The organism is Chryseobacterium defluvii, from assembly GCF_003634775.1.
Classification (GTDB): Bacteria; Bacteroidota; Bacteroidia; order Flavobacteriales; family Weeksellaceae; genus Chryseobacterium; species Chryseobacterium defluvii.
The window spans coordinates 321,225-346,262 of record NZ_RBXB01000002.1 but is presented as its reverse complement, the minus strand read 5'-3'; the positions used below and the strand labels follow the sequence as shown (position 1 = coordinate 346,262).

The window sequence follows — 25,038 nt, the reverse complement described above, 5'->3', positions numbered from 1 at the left end:
ATTAATAAATTAACTTACGCAAAACATTACGTATTTCTATCATTATTTAACATTCAAAGAATTAGTCATGACCATCCAAACCATAAAATCCCAACACCTCATCCTCTTCGAAGCCATCTCCGGAAGCCGTTCTTTCGGATTAGCTACTGAAAACTCAGATACGGATATCCGTGGAGTATATTATTTACCGAAAGAAGAATTCTATGGGCTTAATTATACTCCACAAATCTCTAATGAAACCAACGACATTACCTATTTTGAGATCGGAAGATTGGTAGAACTGCTGCAAAAAAACAATCCTAATATTCTGGAAATTCTGGCAAGCCCGGAAGACTGTATTTTGCGGAAAAATCCATTGATGGGTCTGTTGAAACCTGAGGATTTCCTCTCCAAATTATGTAAAGATACGTTTGCAGGCTATGCGGTTTCGCAGATCAAAAAAGCAAAAGGACTCAATAAGAAGATCCTGAATCCAATAGATAAAGAAAGAAAATCCATTCTTGATTTCTGTTATGTTTTACAGAATCACGGTTCTGTTCCGTTGAAAAAATGGCTCAGTGAATTCCCCTCCGCCGGAGGGGTGTCCGTAGGACGGGGTGGTCTTTCTCAGGAAAAATGCGGATTGGTGAGCGTTGACAATACCAAAGGAATGTTTGCGGTTTTCTACGATGAATCCGGAAACCTAGGTTATAAAGGAATTATTCAGAACGAAGAAGCCAATCAGGTTTCTGTTTCCTCTGTTCCGAAAGAAGAAAAATCAATCGCATACTTGTTTTGTAACCTCGACGCCTACTCCACGTACTGCAAGGATTACCGTGAATACTGGAAATGGGTCTTGGAACGGAATGAAGACCGCTATAATGTAAATCAGCAGCATGGGCAGAATTACGACAGCAAAAATATGATGCATACGATCCGTCTGTTGCAATCCTGCGAGCATATTTTCAAAACAGGCTCTTTACAGATCCGTGTGGATAACCGCGATGAATTACTGGATATTAAAGCAGGAAACTGGTCCTATGAAGCAGTTATGAAGAAAGCAGAGGACTTAATACAATCTATCGAGCATTATTATAGTATTTCTACTCTTCCTGATTATCCGGATTTAAAAAGGACAGAAAAAATTTTGGTTAAAATCAGAGAAGAATTGTATCATTAATATCTTCACAGTATTAAAAATTGAGAGATTCTTCACTTCGTCCAGAATGACAATTGTTTATAGTGATCGTGGTTATTTCTTCCTTGATTTCTTTGAAGCTTTAGCCACTTCATTATAATCCAGACATATTTTTATCCAGTATTCAAAATCTTCGCGTTTTTGAAAGCCTTCAGGCTCCACATAACAGTATCCTTTAAGCTGCTTTCCTTTCATGATCATAGGTAAGAATCCTTTTCTCCTTGTAACTTCCTCTTCCAGATCCGGATGATACCGGCACATCAGGTTGTCATGGCTCACATTGATACACATTTTACCGTTCACCAGGAAAGATAAACCGCTGAACATCTTTTTCTCGACAATCTCAAGGTCTGGGATCTCTGAGAGCCTTTCACGGACCCTGTCTGCAAGTTCAATACTATAGGCCATTGCAAAAAATTTATTCTAAATTAATTAAAAACTGTTATACCGTAAGATTTTATCCGGGTTTATCTGAAATAAAATATTAATAAAATAAATTTTTATTTAAAATAATTATTGTTTTACGATAATTAATTATACATTTGCAATATCAATTCATTATTTTTTTGACATGGACCAGACTAAAATTATTTCAAGAATCCTCTATTACATTTGCCTGATATTATCCGTGGGTTATTTGCTTACGGCACTGTATTCATTCATTTGTCTGATTACAGGTTTTGAAATTACCCCTTACAATCAAAATAAATATTTACACATCAACTATCCATTGACGGAAAAACCTTTTCTAAATATAGAGAACAATTATCCGTATATCATCTTCTCTTTTTTAATGGTTTTAACGGGATATGGAATTTTCTTTTGGCTTTCCGCCAAAGTTTTTAAAGTTTTCTTTCAGTCGAAATTATTTACCAAAGAAAATACGGTGCAATTGAAAAGATTTTACATATATAATATTTTCTTTCCATTACCAATGGTGATTATCGCAAGCTTCTTTGTGGAGGTGGAAAGCATAATATGGGGACTGGTTTTTATCCATTTCATGCTGGGAATATTCTGTTTATTTCTTGCGAATATTTTTACGCAAGGATTACATTTGCAAAACGAACAAGATTTATTTATATAGAATGTCAATTATAGTCAACTTAGATGTGATGCTTGCCAAACGTAAAATGCAGAGTAAAGAATTGGCAGAAAAACTGGGAATCACGCCCGTCAATCTTTCCATCCTGAAAACGGGCAAAGCCAAAGGGGTCCGTTTCGATACTCTGGAAGCGATCTGCAAGATACTGGAATGTCAGCCGGGAGACATTTTAGAATATAAAGAATGATCATACTATAAACTTTTAAACTTATCAATTCAGCAACCTCAAAAGCTGTTGTATCTTTTGTGGTTAAACTAAAATTTTATCGTCCAATTTTTAAAAGCAATGGAAACATTGCCTGTCCTTCTATTATCCAAATTCAACAATATGAACACTTTATCCATCAACAACCTCAGCCTCACCTATAAAAATGGTTTTCAAGCCATTAAGAATATTTCTCTGGAAATCGGAAACGGGATGTTCGGACTTTTAGGTCCCAACGGAGCCGGAAAATCTTCCTTAATGAAAACAATTGTAGGTCTTCAGAAACCTACTTCAGGGAATATCATATTCAACGGAATCAATATTTCCAAAAATCCTGATTACATCAAACAAAATCTTGGTTTCTTACCACAGGATTTTGGAGTATATCCGAAAATTTCCGCATTTGATCTTCTGGAACATATTGCTATGTTAAAGGGCATTAAAGACCGTTCCGAACGCAAAAATCAGATTTTAAGCCTGCTTGAAAAAGTGAACCTTTCCGATTTCAGAAACAAAGAAGTTCATACGTTTTCCGGAGGAATGAGACAGCGTTTCGGAGTGGCACAGGCATTATTGGGAAATCCTAAAATTATTATTGTAGACGAGCCTACCGCAGGTCTCGATCCCGAAGAACGCAACCGCTTCAATTCCCTGCTGAATGACATCAGTAAAGAAGTCATTGTTATTCTTTCCACCCATCTCGTGGAAGATGTCCGGAATCTCTGTTCAGAAATGGCCATCATGAATAAAGGAGAGCTCCTGAAAAAAGGAAAACCCAATGAATTGATCGCACAACTCGATCAGAAAATCTGGTCGAAATCCATTGATAAAAATGAGTTGAACAATTACCATTCGGAATACCAAATCATCAGTCAACAACTGATTGAAAGAGAATTGCACATTACCACGTTCTCAGAAGTAGAGCCTAAAGAATTTATCCCTGTAAATCCTTTATTGGAGCACGTCTACTTTCATTCCCTCACCCAAAAAATGTAATCATGAACGCTATATTCTTATTTGAAGCCCAACGCAGTACAAAGCATTGGCTAACTTATCTTATTGCCCTGATTCTGATATTTTCAGGAATATTCTGTGGAAATAAATTCAATCTCACCGTCGGGGAAGGTATTTATCTGAACTCCCCTTATACCATTGGCTTTATGACCGGAATGTTGAGTTTGTCCATCATATTTTTCGCTACTATTTTTGCCAGTCAGCAGCTTTTTAAAGATCAGGATTCAAAATTCGACCATATCCTGTTTTCACTTCCATTTTCAAAATGGGATTATGTAGAAGGAAGATTTTATACTTATTTTTTACAGACTTTTTTAAGCTTTACTTTTTTAATGATCGGCTTTATAATCGGTCAGAATATGCGTGCCGGAAGCGAGATACAGCCCCTTTTTAATCTTTGGCATTATCTATTTCCCTTTTTAATTTTCGGATGCATCAATTGTCTTTTGGTCTGTAGCTTTTTATTTTTCATTTCCCTGATCATAAAGAAAAAACTCATGGTGGTTATTGGTGGTTTACTGCTTTATGTACTGTATATGGTCATCCTGTTATTTTCCAATTCTCCATTTATGGCAGGAAGTATTCCTCAATCCTTAGAATCCCAGCAATTATCTGCATTGACAGACCCTTTTGGCTTATCCGCCTATTTTTATGAAGGCAGAAATCTTTCCGCTTGGGAAAAGAACGAATTAACCATCCCTTTATCCTGGTATTTATTATCGAACAGGGTCATTTTTCTGATTATTTCGGTTGTATTTTTAATACTCTCCTACCGTCTCTTTTCTTTTTCCCATTTTTCAGGCAAAAAGAAGAGAAAAACGGAACTCAATTCTGTGTTTTCAGACACCCATTCAGAAACATACACCGTTTCTTCTCTACACTTCAACAATGTTTCTGCTTTACAGTCTATCCTGTCTTTTGCAAAGATTGACCTGATCTATCTTTTTAAAAGCATTGCCATCGTAGCAGCTTCAATACTATTACTTTTCTTTGTAGGAATGGAAATGTATGCCGAAATAGAAAAAGGAATCCGCCTTCCGCAAAAATATGCAAGCTCGGGCTTGATGGCAACCACCATTTCAGAAAACTTTCATCTTTTCGGCTTGTTTATTGCGGCTTATTTCATCAATGATCTTTATTGGAGGAGCCATTCTTCAGGATTCTCCCTGATTGAAAGAAGTACTTATTTTTACAAAAATAAATTAGCCGGTCATTTCTTATCCATCAGTATTTTACTTTTCTTTTTCAGCGGAATATTAATTCTTGAGGGCTTAGTTTTTCAGTTAACCTACCATTACTTTCACATAGACTGGACCGCTTATTTGGGGACTATTCTTTTCAATACATTTCCAATTATTCTTTTTTCAGGCTTTGTTTTGCTCATCAATGATAATATCAGGAACAGGTTTGTGGCTTTAGGTATTTCTGTTTTACTTCTGATTATGGCGGCGACGCCCATTTCAAAGAAAATTATTCTTTATCCGTTACTGAGAATATTTTCAGATTATAAAGGTACATACAGCGATTTTAATGGGTATGGAGTGTATTCAGTAGCCTTTGCAGAAAGGCTTTTATCCGGATTGGGCATTATGGTTCTTTTATGGATGATAAATAAAATGGCTAAAACCCAAAAATGGAGTTTCAAAAAAGCTGTTTTTCCTCTCGTTTTATTAATGATGGGTGCTTTTACAGGAAGCTTATTTATGAAAGGCTATTCTCCGCAAAATAAAGAGGAAGAGATGGTAAAAGCTGCTCATTATGAGAAAGCATTCCGTCACTACGAAAATCTTCCACAACCCGTGATTACGGATGTCCTGACCAAAATCGATCTTCATCCTTCAGAAAATTCTTATGAGATTACGGGAACATATACCTTGATCAATCAGTCTGATCAATCTATTGATAAGATTCTCATCAATTTCCATCCGGATCTGCAGATCGATGAAGCAATTATTCAAACCAATTCAGAAACCCGGAGAATGAGTAAGGCCGTTACAGAGATCCTTTTAAACAAGCCATTAATGCCTAATGAAACAGCCCGTCTGGATTTCAGAATTTCTTATCAATGGTTTGCAGTCAATGGTCATGAATCATTTAACGCTATGATAGAAAACGGTTCTTTCATGAGGATCAGCAGATATTATCCCGTGATTGGGTATCAGAAAGACAATGAAATCGAGGATCAGAAAAAAAGGGATGAATTCAGGCTTGGAAAACAGCAAAGCTTGAAGCAGGCTGAAGCGCCGGAAGTGTTCAGGAAAGATTTTATCAATTTAAATATGGTTATTTCTACGGAAAAAGACCAGACTGCAATCGGGACAGGAGATCTTACTGACCAGTTTACCAGAGGAGAAAGAAAATTCTTTCAATATAAAGCGAATGGCATTCCGTTTCGTTTTGCCGTATCTTCAGCAAAATACAGGCAAAAAAGCATCCATCATAAAGGTATTATGATCCATGTTTTCTACCACGAAAAGCATGATGAAAATGTAGACCATCTTATCCGGAATGCTAAACTTTCACTGGACTATTGCATACAGAATTTTGGGAATTACCCTTTCAAAACCATCAGTTTTGCAGAAATATCCTCATTTACCAGAGGTTTTGCTGCGACAGCCTATCCTTCCGCTATTTTTATGCCTGAAGATATGGTTTTCCATGCGAACATTCATGCAGATGAGGAACAGGATGTTATTAATGAGCTTGCAGGCCACGAACTCTCCCATCTCTGGTGGGGAAACAGCCAGATTGATCCTGATGACAGGGAAGGCTCAACAATGCTTACCGAAACTCTTGCCATGTACACCGAAATGATGCTGTACAAAAAAATGCATGGACAGAGGAAAATGAAGGAAAGAATAAAAGTTCATGAACAGATCTATAATAATGAAAAGGGATTGTCGCAGGAGCAGCCGATCTATAAAGTAACCGGAAACAATACCCATATATCTTATTCCAAAGGTGCCGTTATGATGGTAAAACTAAGTGAGCTGGTCGGTGAAGAAAAGGTGAATCTAGCTTTGAAAAACTTCCTTCTGAATAACAGATATCCTAAAAAACCAACCAGTTTAGATCTTCTCAAAGAATTCTATAAAATCGCTCCGGACGAACATATAAAAAAGAAAATCACCCAATTATTCACAACTATATAAATTGAAAACCATCGTTGATACGGTGGTTTTTATTTGAATATAACCACATAAGTTTTTATAAAAACACATAAGTTATTTTAAAGTTAAAAATGTAAATATTTATGAGTACACATGAGTTTTTTGAAACCTCTGATTTCAGTCTTACGTGATCTTCTTATATATTTCAGCATGAAACTTAAGTAACTAACGTGTTCAAAAAACTTTTGTGCCTTTTGTGGTTAAAATAAATATTTAAAATTTTTCAAGCATGATTGTAACAAAATAAAATTTCACGCAACAAATTAATTGATATATCAATAATTGATAAGTCATTATTTAAATAAGAAATTATGGAAAAATTAAATTCGATCATCTTCTATAATATAGATAAGGCGATAAGATCATACAGAAACTATGCACAACGGCAACTGAAAGCCAACGGCTTCAATATTACAATTGATCAATGGCTTATCATCAAAGCCATTCTTGAAAATCCCGGAATTACACAAAGTGAAATCGGGGATCTGGTTTTCAAGGATAATGCGTCTGTGACAAGAATTATAGATCTTATGGTAAAATCAGGATTTATCATTCGCCATAGTCACCCCGAAGACAGGAGAAAATCCAATCTTGAAGTAACCGAATCGGGAATAAAGATCATCAAAGAAGTTCAAACCTTGATTGAAAGTAACAGACAACTTGCTTTAAAGGGTATTTCAAGAAAAGTGCTGGAAATTATGAATGCAGCATTACTTACCATTTCAGACAACTGTTTAAATTCTAAAAAATAAAACAATGGCCAGAATATTTTTATTCATTTTTGTTTGGATCCTGTCTTTTTTCAGCAGCAGGCTCTCTGCGCAGACAACACAGGATTTTTCACTGTCGGGAAATATCAATTCCTCAGAGGTGAATCAGATGGAAATCAATTTATTCAATTCCGAAAATAAATTGGTAAAAACGGAAATTGCGGATCAGAAAGGAAGTTTCAGTTTTAATGATCTTGCCGCCGGAAATTACTATGTGAAAATCAATAAAAACGGAACGGAAACTTACAGATCGGAACCCATTGCCGTAGCAGGTAACACTACTCTTCCTGAGATTCAGCTCAATGAAAAACAAATCGAAGGCGTAACAATCACGAAAACCAAACCCTATATCGAAAGACAGGAAGGGAAAATGATCCTGAATGTGGAAAACAGCATTGCAAGCACCGGAAATTCGGCATTTGAAGTCCTAGAAAAAGCTCCGGGAGTAAATATTGACAGCAATGACAACATCAGCCTTCGAGGAAAAGGTAATCTTCTGGTACAGGTAGACGGAAAAAATACACCTATGACGGGAGCAGACCTTGCCAATTATCTTCGTGGAATTCCTTCTGCGAGCGTGGAAAAAATTGAATTCATCACCAACCCGTCTTCCAAATATGATGCGGCAGGAACTTCAATTATTAATATCAAACTAAAAAAAGACCAGAGAAAAGGAACCAACGGAAGTGCTTCTGTGGCCTTAGGAACCGGAAGATTCATCAAAAACAATAATAACTTCAGCATTAACCACAGGAATAAGAAGATCAATGTTTTTGCGAATTACAGCTTTGCCTACAGGGAATTTTTCAATCACCTGATGCTGGACAGAAATTTCTTTGATAATGATGGAAATTTCCAAAAAGCTTATGTACAGGATAATTTCTTAAAATTGAACTTCAGGAATCACATCGCCAAAGCCGGAATGGATTATTATATGAATGATAAAAATATTCTTGGATTCTCGGTAGGGTTTATCAGCAATAAATTTGATCCGAAAGGTGATAACTCATCCCAGATTTTGGGCAGCAATTATCTTCCCTCAGGCAGCTTTACCACCCAAAACCGTTCGCATGACCATTGGAAAAATGCTTCCTTTAACCTCAATCATAAATATACTATCGATTCTTTAGGCTCTGAAATCACAACCGATTTTGATTACATCAATTATTCGAATACTTCTTTACAGAATTTTGATACCAGAACATACGGGGTTTCCGGAAACCTGGAGAACGTGGATATTCTGAAAGGCGACATCAATGGAAATTTAAATATTTTTTCTCTTAAATCCGACCTTACCAAGGCTCTGAAAGGAGATTGGAAACTGGAAGGAGGGGCGAAAACCAGCTTTGTAAAAGCAGATAACGATCTTCAGTTCTTTGATGCAAGCTCGGGAACTCCTGTACTGGATGTAAGCAAAACCAATCATTATATCTACGAAGAAAATATCAATGCTGTTTATGGAAATGTCTCTAAAAAATGGAAAAAGTTCAGCTCTACCTTCGGACTAAGAGTCGAGAACACGAATGTAACCGGAACGCAGATCACCACGAATCAGATCAATAAAAAGAACTACACGCAAATTTTCCCGAGTGCTGTTTTTTCATACGATCTGAATGATAAAAATAATGTGGAGCTTAATTTCAGCAGAAGAATCACAAGACCGAGCTATAACCAGTTAAACCCTTTTAAATTCTATCTTGACCCTACTACTTATAAAGCAGGAAATCCGGATCTGAATCCTCAAACCACCATGAATTATGAGTTTACTTATAGCTTCAGTAATAAGTATTTTGCCACTTTAAGCTACAGCAAAACGTCTGATAATATTACAGACGTGATAAAGCCTGTCATTGAAAACGGAGAGAACATTACCGTACAAACCAATGATAACCTGAGCTCTGCTTCCTATGTCGGACTGTATCTGATTGCTCCGGTGAAAGTGACTAAATGGTGGGATATGAACAACAGTGCCAATTTCTATTACGGTGCATATACCGGAAACGTTTCGGGAACACAGATCAATAATAAAGGGAATTTTACGTTCAACCTGAACAGCATCAATTCATTTAAGCTTGGAAATGGCTTTACCGCCGAGGTTACCGGAAATTACAGAGCAAGAGAAGTCTATGCCTATATGGATGTGCAACCCAACTGGTACCTGAACATCGGAGCTCAGAAGAAATTCAAGAACAACAGTACGCTTAAATTTGCGTTCAATGATATTTTCTTTACGAGCAATCCCAAAGCACAAACTAAATTCAACAATTATATAGAAAATTTTGTAGTGGAAAGAGACAGCCGTGTCGTTACACTTTCCTATACCTATAACTTTGGCTCAGGAAAAGCCGGGCAACCAAGAAAAACAGGGGGCGCGGAAGATCTGAAGCAAAGAATCGGGAATGGATAACTCTATTTCAAATTGACGATACAATAAAAAACCCTCCGGTTCGGAGGGTTTTTATGATTTATAATAAGATTGATCTTATGATTCGCTTGATGGATTTTCATTTTCCACAGGCTTTTCAGCTTGAGGTCTCTGTCCTTCAGGTCTGTTTGGTCTTTCCGGTCTGCCTTGTCCTTCCGGTCTTGGTTTTCCTTCTGGTTTTGGAGGTCTCGGTAAAAGAACTTTTCTTGAAAGTTTCATTTTCTTACGGTCATCATACCCCATGAACTTCACTTCCACTTCATCACCTTCCGAATAAGGAACTTTATCCAAACGTGACCATTCGATTTCAGAAATGTGAAGAAGACCTTCAGTACCTTTAGCAATTGCTACAAAAGCACCGAAATCCATTACTTTCACTACTTTACCTTTGTAAACTTCACCTACAACTGGTACGAAAGTAATTTCATTGATTTTCGCAACGGCATTATTGATTTTTTCCCTGTCGGTTCCTGCAATTTCGATACGTCCGATTTCACCTTGTTCTTCAATAGCAATAACCGTATCTGTATCTTTCTGTAACTGCTGAATGATTTTTCCACCAGGCCCGATTACAGCACCAATGAAATCTTTTGGAATTTCCATCACTACCATTTTCGGAGCGTGAGGTTTTACATCTGCTCTTGGCTCAGAAATTGTTTCCGTAATTTTATTTAAAATATGTAATCTTCCTTCTTTAGCCTGCATTAAAGCTTTTTCCATGATATCCATAGAAAGCCCCTGGATTTTGATATCCATCTGGCAGGCAGTAATACCGTCTGCCGTTCCCGTTACTTTAAAGTCCATATCTCCCAAGTGATCTTCATCTCCTAAGATATCGGAAAGTACAGTGAATTTTCCAGATTTTGTATCAGTAATTAATCCCATTGCAATACCGGAAACAGGCTTTGTAATCTGTACCCCTGCATCCATCAGAGCCAATGTTCCGGCACAAACCGTTGCCATTGAAGACGAACCGTTGGATTCAAGGATATCTGAAACAATTCTGATAGTATATGGGTTTTCTTCAGGAATAACAGCCTGTAAAGCTCTCTGAGCCAGGTTTCCATGTCCTACTTCTCTTCTTGAAGTTCCTCTTAAAGGTCTTGCTTCACCGGTTGAGAACGGAGGGAAATTATAATGAAGGAAGAATTTTTCGTCGTAGTTCGCCATTACGCTGTCTACCATATTAGCGTCCTTTACAGAACCTAAAGTTACAGCCGTTAAAGACTGAGTTTCCCCTCTTGTAAATATCGCAGAACCGTGAGCTCCGGGAAGGTAATCAATTTCAGACCAAATCGGACGGATCGTTTGAGGATCACGACCATCCAGACGGATATTGTCTTCCAGGATCATCTGACGCATCGCTTCTTTCTCTACATCATGATAATAAACTTTTGCAAAAGGCGTTACTCTTTCCAATTCTTCAACATTATCAACATACTGTGCTAAAAATTCTTCAAGAACAGCTTTGAATTTTTCTCCTCTCTCTTCTTTTCCTGAAGGAGTTTTAGCTACTTCATATACTTTATCGTAGCATTCTTTCCATACTTTTTCACGAATAGCTTCATCGTGATTTTCGTGTGAATATTCTCTTTTCGGGAAAGCTTTGCCTACTTTTTCAGCTAGTCTTTCCTGAGCTTCAATTTGTTTTTTAATTTCTGCATGAGCAAAAATAATAGCTTCCAACATTTCCTGTTCAGAAATCTCCTTCATCTCCCCTTCTACCATTACGATCGAATCTTTAGTAGCTCCAACCATAATATCCAGTTCTGAATTTTTAAGATCTTCATAGCTTGGATTGATAGAAAGTTCACCATCAAATCTTACTACTCTTACTTCAGACATCGGTCCGTTGAAAGGAATATCGGTAATGGCAATAGCAGCAGAAGCCGCCAAACCGGCCAAATCATCAGGAATAGATTTACCGTCATAAGAAATTAAGGAAATCATCACCTGAACTTCAGCATGGAAATCTTCAGGGAAAAGCGGACGGAGAACTCTGTCCACCAAACGCATGGTTAATATTTCCTGATCCGAAGGTCTTGCTTCTCTACGGAAAAAGTTTCCGGGAATCTTCCCACCTGCATAAAACTTTTCTCTGTAATCTACCGTTAATGGTAAAAAATCTACACCAGGGTTGGCTTCTTTATTGGCTACAACAGTTGCTAAAAGCATTGTTCCACCCATTTTTACGACTACGGATCCATCGGCCTGCTTAGCCAGCTTCCCCGTTTCAATAGTGATTTCTCTGCCGTCTGCAAGAGTAATCGTTTCTGTGAACGCTTGAGGTATACTCATAAATTTTTCGTCTCTAGTACTCCGTATTGAGTACGATTAATATTTAAACTCTTTAAATTTTCAGTTGCAAAGATAATGTATTCTGATGGTTTATTAAATTTTAACAATAAAATATCTGCTCCGGAACTGTAACTTTCGGTAAAAAAGACAAACAAATATTGCAGAGTTTCTTACTATAGAGAACAAGAACCTATGAAAACACAATTGCAGCTGGAATATATCACATTTTTAGTTTTGGGGATTTTGGCCTTTAAGCAAACGGGCTTTTCGTGGTGGTGGTTTGGAGGCTTATTCCTTGTTCCTGATATTTCTATGCTGGGATATGCCGTAAATAATAAAGCTGGAGCTTTTTGTTATAATCTCTTTCATCATTTTGGAACCGCAATCGTAATATATCTTCTGGGAACCCTACTCTCTCTTCCCTATCTCAACATGACAGGGGCCATACTTTTTGCTCACTCAGCTTTTGACAGGATGTTAGGATACGGTTTAAAATATCCGGACAGTTTTCATAACACTCATTTGGGGAAAATCGGAAAAGATAAAAAGTAACAGTATAAAAAAAGCAACCTCTTTCGAAGTTGCTTTTATTTTGAAAATCTTTATAGATTATTTTCTTAAACCTAGTTCAGCAATAATTGCTCTGTATCTTGCGATATCTTTTCTTTTAAGGTAATCTAGTAATCTTTTTCTTTTACCTACCAGTTTCACCAAAGATCTTTCTGTGTTATAATCTTTGTGGTTGCTCTTAAGGTGAGCAGAAAGGTGGTTGATTCTGAAAGTGAAAAGTGCAACTTGTCCTTCAGCACTTCCTGTGTCTTGTGCAGATTTCCCGTGTTTTGAGAAAATTTCCTGCTTTTTTTCTGTTGTTAAGTACATTCCAATATTATTTAAATGATTATTATGTAACGACTGCAAAGATACGACTATTTTCTAAGCCTGCAAACATTATTGATTTCATGTATCAAAAATGATAGAAAAAAATGTTAAAAATTTCTTAATAAATTGTATGCTATCCCATTAAAAGGCAGTAATTTTGCAAACGTATTAGTGATGAGAAAAATTTTAATTTTTACAACGTTTATTTCTTTTTTATTTATCGGCATGGCTACCGTAAAGGCCCAGAAAAATGCCGATGATAGGATAAGAAAAATCCTGTACTTCAATCCTGAAGTAGAACCTGATATTGAAGAAATAAAGGAACCGACGAATAATGCCTTTTTCAGTGCTGTCTCCGATAAAGTAAGCAGTTACAAAAGAAACAGAATGCTAAGAGCGGAAGTGCAGGTTCCTTTTGATAATGTGGATAAGGAAACCATTGTTGATTATTGCCTTAATAACGATGCGGATTTTGCCATTGTCCCTAAAGTAAAATATTTTAAGGTTGGCTTAGGAAAATATGTATTCTCTAATCAGGTTGTCGTTAGCATGAAGCTTTTTGATGCCGAGGGAAATTTTATTACAGAAACAGATTACGATACCTATCGAAAAAATATGCGCCTCTTGGGCTCTACCGAAAATTCCATTAAAATAGGAACCAATGGTGCTTTAAAAGGGATTCTTAAAAATTTTAAAAAAATCAATCCGTCTTCAGAAATGGATCTTTAGTGCTAAACTGAAAACCCAGACATTACGACCTTTTTTCCGTCATAGATAAAACATTGCGTTTCGTATACGTAATGCAAAAAAACGTGTACAAACATTTCATATTATAGTGAATAATTTAAAACATTTTATTACTTTAGTAAGACATTAAAATCTAAATAATATGAAAAAATCAAATCTGAAAAAACTTAGCAGAGAAGCTCAAAAGCAGATCAACGGCGGTGCCTTCAAACAGTGTACCAGCCACGAACAATGTGTCATCGGATGGTGCTGCAACTATATGTGTGTAGAATATGCCTGCATAGAACCTTAAAATCCTGTCGTAATGAAAACCAATCTAAAAAAGCTCGGCAGACAAAAGCAGAAAGAAATTAATGGTGGCGGACTGATCAGAAAATGCAGCGATTCATCACAATGTTGGGCAGGAGAATGCTGTAGCGGTGGAATGTGTATCGCTTCACCCTATCCGATATGTGAACCTCTTATGGAATAAATGTGGAACCTTTTGTTATTTTAATTTTAATTTTGAAGCACCTGTTTACGGGTGCTTTTTTGATCCCCGATAAAAATGAAATTTAAATTAATCCTTAATTTTTCCGCATCATTCTTTCATCTTAAAAATTTGAATTATTTTTGCATAGCCAAAAAATTCACGTTTTGAATTCTACAGACGAACTTATCTTTAACCCTGCCGACATAGCCGAAACTCTCAGCGAACTCCCTGCTGATGAGAGACTATTGGCATTTTTAAAGGTTCCGAAAGAATACAAAGCAGAAGTTTTCTCGCATCTGGACCCTGATTTCCAGGAAGAAACCATCAGAAGTATCGGAAGCGATGAAGTTTCCGAAATTTTGAATGCCATGACTCCGGATGACAGGACGGCATTGTTTGAAGATTTCCCGGATGAACTCATCAAATACTCCATTAATCATCTTAATCCACAGGAAAGAAGAATTGCCTTGAAGCTGTTAGGATATGATTCTGATTCAATTGCACGTCTGATGACACCCTATTACATCCAGATCCGTAAGGAATGGACTGTTAAAAGGTGCCTGCAACAGATCAAAAAGGTGGGAAAAAGAGTGGAAACCATGAACCATTTGTATGTGGTAGACGAAAGAAACCGGCTGATCGACGATATTGCCCTGGGAAGTTTATTGCTGGCTGAAGAAGATACTTTGATCTCTGAAATCACAGACAATCATTTTGTCGCAATTACCACTACTACCTCTAAGGAAGATGCGGTTACCTATTTTGAAAAATACGACAGGGCAGCCCTTCCGATCATTACCGAAGCCGGTGTCCTGGTTGGAATTGTAACTATTGACGACATCCTCGACCAAATTGAACAACAGAACACGGAAGATATTCAGAAGTTCGGAGGACTTGAAGCATTGGATGTTCCCTACACCCAGACTTCTCTTATCGAAATGGTGAAAAAGAGAGGAATGTGGCTGATTATTTTATTCTTTTCCGAAATGCTTACCGCTTCAGCGATGGGCTATTTTGAGGACGAAATTCAGAAAGCGGTTGTACTGGCTTTATTTGTACCGCTTATTATTTCCAGTGGCGGGAATTCCGGTTCACAGGCCGCAACCCTGATCATCAGGGCGATGGCATTACAGGAAATAGGTTTGAAAGATTGGTGGTATGTCATGAAAAAAGAGATTTTTACGGGATTATTTCTTGGGGGAGTTCTCGGCATCATCGGATTTTTAAGGATTATGATCTGGCACAAAACAGGTCTTTTCGATTATGGCATGTATTGGCCTTTCGTTGGATTAAGTGTGGGCGTTTCTTTAGTCATGATCGTGCTTTGGGGAACACTTTCCGGTTCTATGGTTCCTTTTATTCTTAAAAAATTGAATCTTGACCCGGCTACTTCTTCTGCTCCATTTGTAGCAACTTTAGTGGATGTTACGGGATTGATTATCTATTTTTCCGTAGCCGGACTTTTCCTTACGGGTAAACTCTTGTAACATAAAACTTAAAAAAATAATTAAACCACTTTAGTTGCATAAGTCTAAAGCTAAACTGTATAATGAGCTCAGGTAAGATGGAAATCAAAGGTTTCAAAAAAACTGATGTGTACTTCATAAATGCTATTCTTTTAACTCTAATAACTAAAGTGTTCAAAACTTTTGTAATTTTAGGCAAAAGTCTGATTAATGAAAGTTGTTTCTCTTGTGCCCTCAATTACCGAGGCTTTATTTGATTTAGGTTTAACGGAAAATGAAGTTATCGGAAGAACAAAATTCTGTATTCACCCTTATGAAAAGATCAAAAAGGTAGAAATTATCGGTGGCACCAAAAATATCAATATTGAAAAGATCAAAAGCTTACAGCCAGACCTGATTATTGCCAACAAAGAAGAAAATGTCAAAGACCAGGTAGAGGCTTTGATGGAAGACTTCAAAGTGATGGTAACGCATGTGGAAACCGTGGAAGACAATTATTACCTGGTTAAAAACTTAGGAAACATTTTTCATCAGGAAGAAAAAGCGAAAGCTTATAATCTCAAGATTTACGAAGTTCTCAATCAGACAAAGATCAATTCTCCAATAAAAGCCGCTTACCTGATCTGGAAAAATCCTTATATGACTATAGGTTCAGATACTTTCATTCATCATATTCTAACGGAAACAGGTTTTGAAAACAGCTTTAAAGACAAAACCCGGTATCCTGAGATCACCGTGGAGGATTTGGCCGAAACAGATATCATTATGCTTTCTTCCGAGCCTTTTCCGTTCAAAGAAAAACATATTGATGAGCTGAAAGCTTTTTATCCTGAGAAAAAAATTATGATCGTAGATGGAGAAGCGTTTTCCTGGTATGGAACACATATTGCGAAATGTGGAGAATATTTTAAAGAATTGATATCTGAAATAAATTCCCGGCCATAAAAAATTCCGGCCTGGACCGGAAATATTTTATCAACGAAATCTGTTACCCAGATTACAAAATCTTGGATACCTCATGGCACAGCCATTCCAGCATTTCCAGGTCTTCCTTGGTAAAAGGATTCAGCGTATGAGAATCTATATCAATCTGTCCGATGTTGACACCATTTTTAAAGATCGGAACCACGATTTCCGCTTTGGTATCAATGGAGCAGCTTAAATAATTATCCTGCAATTTCACGTCCGGAACAATAAATGTTTCATTGGAAACGGCTACCTGCCCACAAATTCCCTTTCCATAAGGGATGATAGTATGATCTGTAGGTGCTCCTACGTAAGGTCCTAAGATCAGTTCGTCCTTATCTCCATTTTTAAAATAGAAACCCGTCCAGTTGAAATAAGGAATCTCCTGATCCAGCAGGTGGCAAACTTTCTGAAGCTTTTCTTCAGTATTATGTTTCGGACTTTCAAGGATGGAAGAAAGCCTCTTCTTTAATTCTAGCATTATATTTTGTTTTTAGGAGAATTGTTTTAGGGAAAGTTCTTCTTTGTAGCCAAACATTCCGCGTTCTTTAATCATTTCTGCAACACCCTCGGGCAACTGATTTTCCCACCCTTTGATGCCGCAGGCAATTTTTCTCAATATTTCCCTGGAATAGATTTCCAGGAATTCCGGATTATAGTTTTTGATATCTACAATACGGTTGTTCAGCTTGAAATATTTATAGAGCTCTTTCAGGTTCTCTTCCACTTTTAGGTTGGATGCATCTAAAAGCTCATGGGTTTCCGGATCTTTGTAAGGATACAGATATACCCTCATTCCGTTACGGAAGAATTTCCCAAAGGCCTCAAGGATCCCACCTGATAAATTTTTATAGTACTTTTCATCAAATACCATCAACAGGTTATTTACCCCCATTGCCACTCCGATATCTCCTCCTGTATAAGAAGCAAAATAATCAATGAGTCGGTAATATTCAGAGAAGTTGGAAACGATAACGGTATATCCTAATTTACCCAGGATATCTACCCTGTCAAGGAAATCCCTTTCATCAATATCTCCGTCTGCCCTAAGGTTGGAAATGGTGATCTCAATTAATATTTCCGTTTCTTCCTGAGTACAGGTAGCATCTTTCAGAAACATATCGATACCATTCTGAAGCATATCTATGTTTACTTTGGTTACCGGTCTGAAGCTTCCTCTTACCGCAAAAATATTTTTCTTATACAAAATATCCGCAGGCAGCATGTTGTTCCCAGCTGAGTTGAAAATCACAGCATCCGTCATTCCGTTCTTTACCAACTGAAGAGACATCAATCTGTTATCTACGTAAGCGAAAGCCGGTCCGCTGAAATCGATCATATCAATTTCCAGGTTGTCTTTAGCAACATCATCATATAATGATTCGATGAGTCTTCTTGGGTTATCGTAATAAGTAAATGCCCCGAAAATAAGGTTGACTCCTAAATTCCCCAATGTTTCCTGCTGTAAAGTAGCGTCGTTCTCTTTAAACTTAACGTGAATAACAATTTCGTTATAATCTTCATTTTCTGCTACCTGAAAACGGATTCCAACCCAGCCATGACCTTTCTGGGTCTTATCGAAATTAATGGTCGTCACCGTATTGGCATAGGAAAAAAACTTTCTGTTGGGATTGTTTTCCCTGGAAATTCTTTCTTCGATCAACGCTACTTCGTAGCGAAGCATTTTGCGAAGTCTGTTTTGGGTAACGTATCTGTTTTTTACTTCTTTTCCATAGATGGCATCACTGAAATCTTTGTCGTAAGCAGACATTGCCTTAGCAATTGTACCGGAAGCCCCCCCTGCTCTGAAAAAATGTCGAACAGTCTCCTGCCCTGCTCCAATTTCCGCGAAAGTACCATAAATGGTAGGATCTAGATTAATTGTTAATGCTTTTTGTTTAGGAGTTAGTTTCTGATACATTACGACATTAAATTTTTTGTAAATTTACCAAAATTAAACCAACCTCAAAAATAAAATGAAGTTGAAATTTTTAGGTACCGGAACTTCCCAGGGTATACCTGTTATTGGCTGTACATGCGAGGTATGTACGTCCGATAACCCGAAAGATAGCCGTTTCCGGTCTTCTGTGATGATCACCACGGAAGAAAACAAGAAAATACTTATCGACTGCGGCCCGGATTTCAGACAACAGATGTTGCTGAACCATGAGCACCACGTAGATATTACCCTTCTAACCCACGAACACAATGATCATGTGATCGGGCTTGATGATATGCGGCCGCTTATATTTAAAAGCGGAAAAGATATGCCTATTTATTGTTATCAAAGGGTTGGACACGAAATTAAGAGCCGCTTTCCCTATGCTTTTACGGATGTAAGATATCCCGGGGCTCCGGCTTTTGAGCTTCATGAAATAGAAAACCACCCTTTCACCATTTTAGATACCGAGGTTACTCCGATTGAGGTGATCCACTATAAAATTACCGTATTTGGATATAAGTTTAAAAATCTGGCTTATATCACAGATGCCAACTTTATTTCTGATACGGAAAAAGAAAAATTAAGAGATCTGGATGTATTGGTTCTGAACTGTATCCGCAAATTTGATCCGCATCCTGCCCATTTTATCCTTCCTGATGTTGTCCAGCTTTTTAAAGAGCTGAAACCTAAAAAATTATTTTTAACGCACATCAGCCACCATCTGGGATTGCATGATATTGAAGATAAAGAACTTCCAGCGGGAATACATCTTGCCTACGATGGCCTTGAAATAGAATTTTAAAGAAAACTTCACAAAAAATTTTTAAATAGTAAAAAAGTTTTTATATTTGCACACCAATTTAAAGCAGCCCAGGTGGCGGAATTGGTAGACGCGCTGGTCTCAAACACCAGTTCTTAGGAGTACCGGTTCGATCCCGGTCCTGGGTACTAAAAACCTCTGAAATCATTTGATTTTCAGAGGTTTTTCATTTAAGTTTAATCAAAAAGGAATACCTCTTTCTTTATATTCACAGCATATTATTAATTCTGTTAATTTTCTTTAAATATTTTTTTTATAGTAATATTCATTATTAATAAACTACCTTTAACCGTAGAAATACAATTTATAAAAAAACACAAGCTCTTTTATTTCACTATTTATACTTTATATTTCTATTATCCTCATTACCGTGGGGAAAATCCATTAAAGTCATATTAACAGATAATAGCAATGTTTTTATAAATTATTAAACGAACATTTAAGTTAGAACAAGTTATATGTTCATTGACCTCTTGTTAACAGCAGGAGGTTTTGCTTAACAACAGGTTGAGAAAATGCAATGATCACACAACTTTATAGTAAAGAACCAGACAAATAATATTTTTTTAGATGACAAGCAAAATCATAGGTGTTGGCAACTGCATTCCTTCAGAAACAATTACCAATTTATTTTTTGACAAACATATTTTTCTCAACGAGCACGGAATTGCATTACAGGACAACAATTCTTCCATTACCGAAAAATTAAAAAAGATCACGGGTATTGAAGAAAGAAGATATGCCAACCATCAACAGGTAACATCAGATCTGGGGTTAATTGCAGCCCAGGCTGCCATAGAAGATGCGAAAATAGATCCGGAAACATTAGATTATATCATATTTGCACATAATTTTGGTGATGTCCGTTTTGGCACCGTGCAATCCGATATGGTTCCAAGCCTTGCGGCAAGAGTGAAGCACACATTAAAAATCAAGAATAATTTTTGCGTCGCTTATGATGTATTATTTGGCTGTCCGGGCTGGATCGAGGGGATCATACAAGCCAATGCGTTCATCAGATCCGGCATAGCTAAAAGATGCTTAGTCATTGGTGCCGAAACGCTTTCCCGTGTCGTAGATATTCATGACAGAGACAGTATGATTTATGCTGATGGTGCCGGTGCGGTAGTTGTAGAAGCAAACCCTGATGATGATTCGGGTATCAAATCCCATTTATCCGCTTCTTATACGCTGGAAGAAAAAGATTATCTCTACTTTGGAAAATCTTACAATAATGAAAGTTGTCCGGATACCAAGTATATAAAAATGGACGGAAGAAAGATATACGAATTTGCCCTTTTACATGTTCCGGATGCCATGAAGAAATGCCTTGACAATAGTGGGTACTCTATTGATCAGTTAAGTAAAATCATTATTCATCAGGCCAATGAAAAAATGGATGAAGCCATTGTAAACAGATTCTACCAGCTATATGGTGTTCAAACTCCTGTAAATATTATGCCTATGGTTATTAATAAATTGGGGAACAGCAGTGTGGCAACCATTCCTTCCTTGCTTACCATGATTTTAAAAGAAGAGCTGGAGCAGCACAGGATAGAAAAAAATGACATTGTACTTTTTGCATCAGTAGGTGCGGGAATGAACATCAATGCCTTCGTATATAAGTTCTAAGAGGATTAGATAGGAAGTGAATTTAATTATTCTGATCATGATCTATTCTTAATTCCCTTTCTATTTCATCCACCTCTTGTAAAGGAAGGTCATAGCTTTGATCAAGATATTTTAAAATATTCTCATCTGTTGTTTTGTCTACTTTCCGGATAAAAAGATGATTACTGGATTTCAAATACGCAATAACATTATCGGAATTTTGCTTTTTATTAAATATAGATTTACCTATTACCGCTCTTTTATCATCATTAACGATAATGTCATTAAAAGAAGTGTTCATAAGAACTGTTTGAAAAAAAGATTCCGCAGGTAAAAATGTGTGAAGATAATAATCTTCAAAATCCATCACCCTTTTATTATGGGTCAGGAAAGCACAGGTATCTCTGGTAAAAATCACCCATTTCCCGCCTATATAAGGAATCACATCTTTCATAAATTCCCTTTTATACATAAAAGCGGAAATTTTAAGGGACAGTTCCGTAAAATGATTTTGTATCCGTTGAAGCGTGTCGGGGCGATAAAATTTCTGATCATAATAAAAAAGATAATTCCTTCCATTATTGATGGTAAGAAATTGCCGAATGATATTCTGGGATTTAAGAGGATAATCTTCCCCGCTCAGATTGATAAAATAATCCCATTCATTATTTACATTAAGCAGAAATTCCATGGCATTAAGCTCAGCCTTTATCATGCTGAAGCCCCCCGAAACAATATTCATACTTTCCAAAACATATACATTGGGAAAATGCACCAAGTACAACTGAATTTCATCCGTTATCTCCTCACTCGCCTTTTTATCGATATGCACAAGATAAAACTGGTCTCTGGTATAGATTTTCCGGAACATTGCTTTAAAACTTTCAGGTTTATGATGCACCATAATGAAATAAGCAATTTTTATATGCCGGGCAGAATCTTGTTTTAAAATCCGGGGTTGAGGCTGGCTTATAGGAGAATAAATTAGCATAACGGCTGAATTAAAATCATCCGCTTCATGCAAACAATTTGGTTAATATGATAAATATACGAATATATTTTTGATAATCAATTCATTAAACTGGTGGCTATTCCGTTATTTTATTGTATATTTGCAATATATATAAACAGGCCTCTGCCTTTGCTATTCTGTAATAGTTTAAAATACCATTTTTTCTTTCAGTTTTGCTTTTTCAGCTGCCCACTTTCAACTATTAATTTTTATTGAATGAATATTTATACCGGCAGGCTGAACTTCAGAGTAAGAAAAAGCGACTATCAAGTCTGTTACTTATACATTAAACCTCTTATAGCAAGAGAATAAATTTCATTGAGCTGTACTAAAGTACACTCTTATGAAAAGATACACATTGCAAGCTCATCATTATATTCTTTGGAATATTTTCATAGGTAAAGCAAAGCAAAATGATGACTGAAATGATTTCATGCATGTTCATCATATAGAATATACCAATTCGAATCTTAACAGGTTTGGTGACACAATATCGGATATCCGGCAATTTACAAATGAGTTTTAAAACTTTAAATTTAATCAATCCCATTATTCGTGCTGTCACGGAAGCAGGATACTCAAAACCTACAGAAATACAGGATGCGACTATTCCATATATTTTAGCCGGGAGAGATATTATCGGATGTTCCCCCACAGGAACAGGGAAAACAGCGGCTTTTGCCTTACCTGTTTTGCAGCTCCTTAAGAAAAGTACACCGGAACATAAAGAAGTCCGTACTCTGATACTAACTCCCACACGGGAAATGGTAATGAAAATAGAAGAATATTTTACAATTTATAGTAAATATCTTCCATTGTCCCAGCTTTCTATCTTTGGCGGCGTTTTGGCCGGAAGCCAGCTGGCTGCTTTAAGAGCCAGAGTAGATATTCTTATTGCCACGCCCGGAAGACTGCTGGACCTTGTTAACCAAAGACATATCGACCTATCTAAAATAGAAATCCTGGTGATGGATGAAGCTGACAGAATGCTTGGTAAAGAGTTCGCAGATGACGTAAAAAAGGTCCTGGAACTTGTTTCTCAGAAAAGACAAACATTATTTTTCTCCGAAACAATGAAAAGGGATACCAGGAAACTGGCAAATACTGTATCACATAACCCGATTGAGATCGTCATTAATGGTACAGAGGAAGCCTCTTCTTCATTAAGTAATGAAGAGGAAGATTCAAGTTTAAAGAATAATCAAAAGCCAATGGGTTTTAAAATACCTGTTGCTCAAAATAAAAAATTTCAATACACTAATTAAAACCACAGTAATTTATGGGGGATTCTTTCTCTAAAAAAGAAAATTTCAAGAAAAAAGTTCAAAAACAAAAAGAAAAAGCGCAAAGAAGGGAAGAGCGCAAGGAAAACAACAATAAAGGAAAAGATCTGGACGACATGCTTGTTTATGTTGACGAGTACGGCAGATTAACCTCTACTCCTCCCGAAAAACGTATTGAGGTAAACCTCACGGAAATACAACTGGGCGCTGCGCCAATTGCTGAAGAAGATGTCCGAAAAGTAGGCATTGTTACATTTTTCAGTGATAAAGGTTACGGTTTTATTACCGAAAACAGTTCAAAGGAAAATGTATTTTTCCACACCAACAATTGTACTGAGCCTATAAAAAAAGGAAACAAAGTATCATTTGAGAAAGAAAAGTCCGCTAAAGGCTTTTCCGCTATCAACATACAATTGGTCAAATAATTTTAATAACAATTTTTAATAATAATTACAATGCAACAAGGCACCGTAAAATTTTTCAATGAAGCAAAAGGCTTCGGATTTATTTCTCCTTCAGATGGGAGTAAAGATATTTTTGTACATACCTCAGGATTGAGCACAAGATCGATCCGTGAAAACGATAAAGTAGTTTTTGATGTACAACAAGGAGACAGAGGCTTAAATGCTGTCAATGTAAGATTGGCATAATTTGAATTCTCTGATCATTTATGAAAGATAAGTTGGAATCATTATTTATTTTAACTATCCGGATATATGGTCTAAATACGCATTACTATAAATAAAATCATTTATTTTTTATATTGCATTTAACCTCTCATCTAACAATGAGAGGTTTTTTCATAAATGAAAAACCTCCTCCGGTTCGGAGAAGGTCACACCTACCACTTTGCTGCCTCCTTATACAATAAATAAAGAGGCAATTGTATTAGCATCATTACCCGTCAGGATTTCATCAAAAGCAGCGGAACCTGCTGCAGCTCCAAAAGCATTAGATGTATTGTATCCTGCCTGATTGATATTATCTTCGCCTGCGTATACCGGGTTTGTAGCGGCAGGCATATTCCCGCCGTTTGCCAATTCTATCCAGCCTTTATTTGCCCTCATTCTTCGAACCTGCGAAGCATGCCTGGCTTCAACGGAATGAATCTGTAAAGCTGCCTGTAAAACAACCTTATTAGACATTACATTCCCTGCCTGTCCTTTATATGCACGTACTCCCGTATCTTCAAAAGCCTGAGCAAGAATAAGAAACTGATTATAATCGGTAAACGGGGAAAAATTCCCACTGGCCGTAAAATCAAAAGTAGGCTTGGTACCCGGAGTTACCCCCAGGGAAGTTAATGTGCTTTTCAGAAAATTCACATGCGCCGATTCATGCTTGGAAATCTGCATAAACACGGGTCTGTCGGCATTGGGAATAAGCCCTGAAGCAGAAAGCCCCATGCTGTAATATTCATCTTCCAGATATTCCAGTACCAGTGCCAGTTGCAGAGCGTCCGTTAAAACAGTTTTAAAAGTTGTTCCGGGTCCCGGTGCATATACTGTTTCTGTTTTTGCCGATGCCATCGCGGCGGCTCCCAGAGGTATTGAGGCTATGGCTGCCTTTTGTCCCATTGCAGAGCTATTCGTAATGGAGTTTAGCCTTGAGGCTTCCGTTGTAAAAAATTTATCGTTAGAAAGCTTATCCAGTAATTTAAGAATGTTCATAATAAT

General features: G+C 37.0%; 25 protein-coding genes and 1 tRNA gene. 19 read left to right on the top strand and 7 right to left on the bottom strand.

Annotation, left to right across the window (positions count from 1 at the left end):
* Positions 1-67 precede the first annotated feature (67 nt).
* Complete coding sequence (locus BCF58_RS08420) at positions 68-1,159, top strand: DNA polymerase beta superfamily protein (protein WP_121461360.1); 1,092 nt, start codon at positions 68-70, stop codon at positions 1,157-1,159.
* A gap of 72 nt (positions 1,160-1,231) precedes the next feature.
* Here BCF58_RS08420 and BCF58_RS08415 read toward each other — a convergent pair whose 3' ends face one another.
* Positions 1,232-1,585 (bottom strand): TfoX/Sxy family protein, encoded by a 354-nt coding sequence (locus BCF58_RS08415; protein ID WP_121461359.1) that lies wholly within the window; start codon positions 1,583-1,585, stop codon positions 1,232-1,234.
* A gap of 163 nt (positions 1,586-1,748) precedes the next feature.
* On the opposite strand from BCF58_RS08415, the gene BCF58_RS08410 reads away from it, so the two are divergent.
* The 6 genes from BCF58_RS08410 (at position 1,749) to BCF58_RS08385 (ending at position 9,848) form a co-directional block, all read left to right on the top strand.
* Entirely contained in the window at positions 1,749-2,264 is a 516-nt protein-coding gene (locus BCF58_RS08410; protein ID WP_121461358.1) for a DUF2975 domain-containing protein, read from the top strand.
* Between the two features lies 1 nt (position 2,265).
* Positions 2,266-2,469, top strand: coding sequence for a helix-turn-helix domain-containing protein (locus BCF58_RS08405; protein ID WP_121461357.1), 204 nt, complete (start codon positions 2,266-2,268; stop codon positions 2,467-2,469).
* 141 nt (positions 2,470-2,610) lie between these two features.
* The gene (locus BCF58_RS08400; RefSeq protein WP_121462006.1) at positions 2,611-3,483 is read left to right on the top strand and encodes an ABC transporter ATP-binding protein; all 873 of its coding nucleotides are present in this window, start codon (positions 2,611-2,613) and stop codon (positions 3,481-3,483) included.
* Positions 3,484-3,485: 2 nt separating this feature from the next.
* Entirely contained in the window at positions 3,486-6,653 is a 3,168-nt protein-coding gene (locus BCF58_RS08395; RefSeq protein WP_121461356.1) for a M1 family aminopeptidase, read from the top strand.
* Positions 6,654-6,982: 329 nt separating this feature from the next.
* Positions 6,983-7,423, top strand: coding sequence for a MarR family winged helix-turn-helix transcriptional regulator (locus BCF58_RS08390; protein WP_121461355.1), 441 nt, complete (start codon positions 6,983-6,985; stop codon positions 7,421-7,423).
* A 4-nt stretch (positions 7,424-7,427) separates the two neighbouring features.
* The gene (locus tag BCF58_RS08385) at positions 7,428-9,848 is read left to right on the top strand and encodes a TonB-dependent receptor (RefSeq protein ID WP_121461354.1); all 2,421 of its coding nucleotides are present in this window, start codon (positions 7,428-7,430) and stop codon (positions 9,846-9,848) included.
* A 75-nt stretch (positions 9,849-9,923) separates the two neighbouring features.
* Here BCF58_RS08385 and BCF58_RS08380 read toward each other — a convergent pair whose 3' ends face one another.
* Positions 9,924-12,164, bottom strand: a complete 2,241-nt coding sequence (locus tag BCF58_RS08380) for a polyribonucleotide nucleotidyltransferase (protein ID WP_121461353.1) — start codon at positions 12,162-12,164, stop codon at positions 9,924-9,926.
* A gap of 192 nt (positions 12,165-12,356) precedes the next feature.
* Between BCF58_RS08380 and BCF58_RS08375 the strand changes: the two genes are divergently transcribed.
* On the top strand, positions 12,357-12,716 hold the full coding sequence (locus BCF58_RS08375) for a DUF4260 domain-containing protein (RefSeq protein ID WP_121461352.1): 360 nt from the start codon (positions 12,357-12,359) through the stop codon (positions 12,714-12,716).
* Between the two features lie 57 nt (positions 12,717-12,773).
* Here the strand turns inward: BCF58_RS08375 and rpsO are convergent, their stop codons facing one another.
* A complete protein-coding gene (gene rpsO, locus BCF58_RS08370) occupies positions 12,774-13,043 on the bottom strand; it encodes a 30S ribosomal protein S15 (RefSeq protein ID WP_121461351.1) in 270 nt (89 codons plus the stop codon).
* Positions 13,044-13,217: 174 nt separating this feature from the next.
* Here rpsO and BCF58_RS08365 point away from each other — a divergent pair, with 174 nt between their 5' ends.
* From BCF58_RS08365 to BCF58_RS08355, 5 genes are all read left to right on the top strand, one after another.
* Entirely contained in the window at positions 13,218-13,772 is a 555-nt protein-coding gene (locus BCF58_RS08365) for a pyruvate decarboxylase (RefSeq protein ID WP_121461350.1), read from the top strand.
* A gap of 160 nt (positions 13,773-13,932) precedes the next feature.
* Positions 13,933-14,082 carry a bacteriocin-like protein gene (locus tag BCF58_RS17375; protein ID WP_170148990.1) on the top strand — a complete coding sequence of 50 codons (150 nt, stop codon included), beginning with the start codon at positions 13,933-13,935 and terminating at the stop codon, positions 14,080-14,082.
* A gap of 12 nt (positions 14,083-14,094) precedes the next feature.
* Complete coding sequence (locus BCF58_RS17370) at positions 14,095-14,262, top strand: hypothetical protein (RefSeq protein WP_170148989.1); 168 nt, start codon at positions 14,095-14,097, stop codon at positions 14,260-14,262.
* 140 nt (positions 14,263-14,402) lie between these two features.
* Positions 14,403-15,749, top strand: coding sequence for a magnesium transporter (gene mgtE, locus BCF58_RS08360; protein ID WP_121461349.1), 1,347 nt, complete (start codon positions 14,403-14,405; stop codon positions 15,747-15,749).
* A 189-nt stretch (positions 15,750-15,938) separates the two neighbouring features.
* Positions 15,939-16,673: an ABC transporter substrate-binding protein gene (locus BCF58_RS08355; RefSeq protein ID WP_121461348.1), complete on the top strand. Its 735-nt coding sequence runs from the start codon at positions 15,939-15,941 to the stop codon at positions 16,671-16,673.
* Between the two features lie 52 nt (positions 16,674-16,725).
* On the opposite strand, the gene BCF58_RS08350 is transcribed toward BCF58_RS08355, so the two are convergent.
* Together BCF58_RS08350 and BCF58_RS08345 are read right to left on the bottom strand one after the other, a co-directional pair.
* Entirely contained in the window at positions 16,726-17,175 is a 450-nt protein-coding gene (locus BCF58_RS08350; protein ID WP_121461347.1) for a GAF domain-containing protein, read from the bottom strand.
* 12 nt (positions 17,176-17,187) lie between these two features.
* On the bottom strand, positions 17,188-18,615 hold the full coding sequence (locus tag BCF58_RS08345) for a TonB-dependent receptor (protein WP_121461346.1): 1,428 nt from the start codon (positions 18,613-18,615) through the stop codon (positions 17,188-17,190).
* Positions 18,616-18,670: 55 nt separating this feature from the next.
* Here BCF58_RS08345 and BCF58_RS08340 point away from each other — a divergent pair, with 55 nt between their 5' ends.
* The 3 genes from BCF58_RS08340 (at position 18,671) to BCF58_RS08330 (ending at position 21,088) form a co-directional block, all read left to right on the top strand.
* A complete protein-coding gene (locus BCF58_RS08340) occupies positions 18,671-19,438 on the top strand; it encodes an MBL fold metallo-hydrolase (RefSeq protein WP_121461345.1) in 768 nt (255 codons plus the stop codon).
* A gap of 66 nt (positions 19,439-19,504) precedes the next feature.
* A tRNA-Leu gene (locus tag BCF58_RS08335) sits at positions 19,505-19,584 on the top strand.
* Positions 19,585-20,026: 442 nt separating this feature from the next.
* A complete protein-coding gene (locus tag BCF58_RS08330; protein ID WP_121461344.1) occupies positions 20,027-21,088 on the top strand; it encodes a 3-oxoacyl-ACP synthase III family protein in 1,062 nt (353 codons plus the stop codon).
* A gap of 22 nt (positions 21,089-21,110) precedes the next feature.
* Here BCF58_RS08330 and BCF58_RS08325 read toward each other — a convergent pair whose 3' ends face one another.
* Positions 21,111-22,058: a beta-1,6-N-acetylglucosaminyltransferase gene (locus tag BCF58_RS08325; RefSeq protein WP_121461343.1), complete on the bottom strand. Its 948-nt coding sequence runs from the start codon at positions 22,056-22,058 to the stop codon at positions 21,111-21,113.
* Between the two features lie 536 nt (positions 22,059-22,594).
* Between BCF58_RS08325 and BCF58_RS08320 the strand changes: the two genes are divergently transcribed.
* The 3 genes from BCF58_RS08320 to BCF58_RS08310 are packed head-to-tail and all read left to right on the top strand — an operon-like array spanning position 22,595 to position 24,012.
* A complete protein-coding gene (locus tag BCF58_RS08320; RefSeq protein ID WP_121461342.1) occupies positions 22,595-23,344 on the top strand; it encodes a DEAD/DEAH box helicase in 750 nt (249 codons plus the stop codon).
* 14 nt (positions 23,345-23,358) lie between these two features.
* Positions 23,359-23,787 carry a cold-shock protein gene (locus BCF58_RS08315; protein WP_121461341.1) on the top strand — a complete coding sequence of 143 codons (429 nt, stop codon included), beginning with the start codon at positions 23,359-23,361 and terminating at the stop codon, positions 23,785-23,787.
* A 30-nt stretch (positions 23,788-23,817) separates the two neighbouring features.
* Positions 23,818-24,012 carry a cold-shock protein gene (locus BCF58_RS08310; RefSeq protein ID WP_121461340.1) on the top strand — a complete coding sequence of 65 codons (195 nt, stop codon included), beginning with the start codon at positions 23,818-23,820 and terminating at the stop codon, positions 24,010-24,012.
* A gap of 210 nt (positions 24,013-24,222) precedes the next feature.
* Here the strand turns inward: BCF58_RS08310 and BCF58_RS08305 are convergent, their stop codons facing one another.
* Complete coding sequence (locus tag BCF58_RS08305; RefSeq protein ID WP_121461339.1) at positions 24,223-25,032, bottom strand: ferritin-like domain-containing protein; 810 nt, start codon at positions 25,030-25,032, stop codon at positions 24,223-24,225.
* Positions 25,033-25,038: the final 6 nt, after the last annotated feature.

Excerpts from the sequence above, each read along its gene's own strand:
- BCF58_RS08405 (WP_121461357.1), top strand. The coding sequence starts at position 2,266 with ATGTCAATTATAGTCAACTTAGATGTGATGCTTGCCAAACGTAAAATG.
- BCF58_RS08320 (WP_121461342.1), top strand. The coding sequence starts at position 22,595 with ATGAGTTTTAAAACTTTAAATTTAATCAATCCCATTATTCGTGCTGTC.
- BCF58_RS08355 (WP_121461348.1), top strand. The coding sequence starts at position 15,939 with ATGAAAGTTGTTTCTCTTGTGCCCTCAATTACCGAGGCTTTATTTGAT.
- BCF58_RS08390 (WP_121461355.1), top strand. The coding sequence starts at position 6,983 with ATGGAAAAATTAAATTCGATCATCTTCTATAATATAGATAAGGCGATA.
- BCF58_RS08410 (WP_121461358.1), top strand. The coding sequence starts at position 1,749 with ATGGACCAGACTAAAATTATTTCAAGAATCCTCTATTACATTTGCCTG.
- BCF58_RS08400 (WP_121462006.1), top strand. The coding sequence starts at position 2,611 with ATGAACACTTTATCCATCAACAACCTCAGCCTCACCTATAAAAATGGT.
- BCF58_RS17375 (WP_170148990.1), top strand. The coding sequence starts at position 13,933 with ATGAAAAAATCAAATCTGAAAAAACTTAGCAGAGAAGCTCAAAAGCAG.
- BCF58_RS08310 (WP_121461340.1), top strand. The coding sequence starts at position 23,818 with ATGCAACAAGGCACCGTAAAATTTTTCAATGAAGCAAAAGGCTTCGGA.
- rpsO (WP_121461351.1), bottom strand. The coding sequence starts at position 13,043 with ATGTACTTAACAACAGAAAAAAAGCAGGAAATTTTCTCAAAACACGGG.
- BCF58_RS08340 (WP_121461345.1), top strand. The coding sequence starts at position 18,671 with ATGAAGTTGAAATTTTTAGGTACCGGAACTTCCCAGGGTATACCTGTT.
- BCF58_RS08380 (WP_121461353.1), bottom strand. The coding sequence starts at position 12,164 with ATGAGTATACCTCAAGCGTTCACAGAAACGATTACTCTTGCAGACGGC.
- BCF58_RS08325 (WP_121461343.1), bottom strand. The coding sequence starts at position 22,058 with ATGCTAATTTATTCTCCTATAAGCCAGCCTCAACCCCGGATTTTAAAA.
- BCF58_RS08375 (WP_121461352.1), top strand. The coding sequence starts at position 12,357 with ATGAAAACACAATTGCAGCTGGAATATATCACATTTTTAGTTTTGGGG.
- BCF58_RS08395 (WP_121461356.1), top strand. The coding sequence starts at position 3,486 with ATGAACGCTATATTCTTATTTGAAGCCCAACGCAGTACAAAGCATTGG.
- BCF58_RS08330 (WP_121461344.1), top strand. The coding sequence starts at position 20,027 with ATGACAAGCAAAATCATAGGTGTTGGCAACTGCATTCCTTCAGAAACA.
- BCF58_RS17370 (WP_170148989.1), top strand. The coding sequence starts at position 14,095 with ATGAAAACCAATCTAAAAAAGCTCGGCAGACAAAAGCAGAAAGAAATT.
- BCF58_RS08415 (WP_121461359.1), bottom strand. The coding sequence starts at position 1,585 with ATGGCCTATAGTATTGAACTTGCAGACAGGGTCCGTGAAAGGCTCTCA.
- BCF58_RS08420 (WP_121461360.1), top strand. The coding sequence starts at position 68 with ATGACCATCCAAACCATAAAATCCCAACACCTCATCCTCTTCGAAGCC.
- BCF58_RS08315 (WP_121461341.1), top strand. The coding sequence starts at position 23,359 with ATGGGGGATTCTTTCTCTAAAAAAGAAAATTTCAAGAAAAAAGTTCAA.
- BCF58_RS08385 (WP_121461354.1), top strand. The coding sequence starts at position 7,428 with ATGGCCAGAATATTTTTATTCATTTTTGTTTGGATCCTGTCTTTTTTC.
- BCF58_RS08350 (WP_121461347.1), bottom strand. The coding sequence starts at position 17,175 with ATGCTAGAATTAAAGAAGAGGCTTTCTTCCATCCTTGAAAGTCCGAAA.
- BCF58_RS08365 (WP_121461350.1), top strand. The coding sequence starts at position 13,218 with ATGAGAAAAATTTTAATTTTTACAACGTTTATTTCTTTTTTATTTATC.
- BCF58_RS08305 (WP_121461339.1), bottom strand. The coding sequence starts at position 25,032 with ATGAACATTCTTAAATTACTGGATAAGCTTTCTAACGATAAATTTTTT.
- BCF58_RS08345 (WP_121461346.1), bottom strand. The coding sequence starts at position 18,615 with ATGTATCAGAAACTAACTCCTAAACAAAAAGCATTAACAATTAATCTA.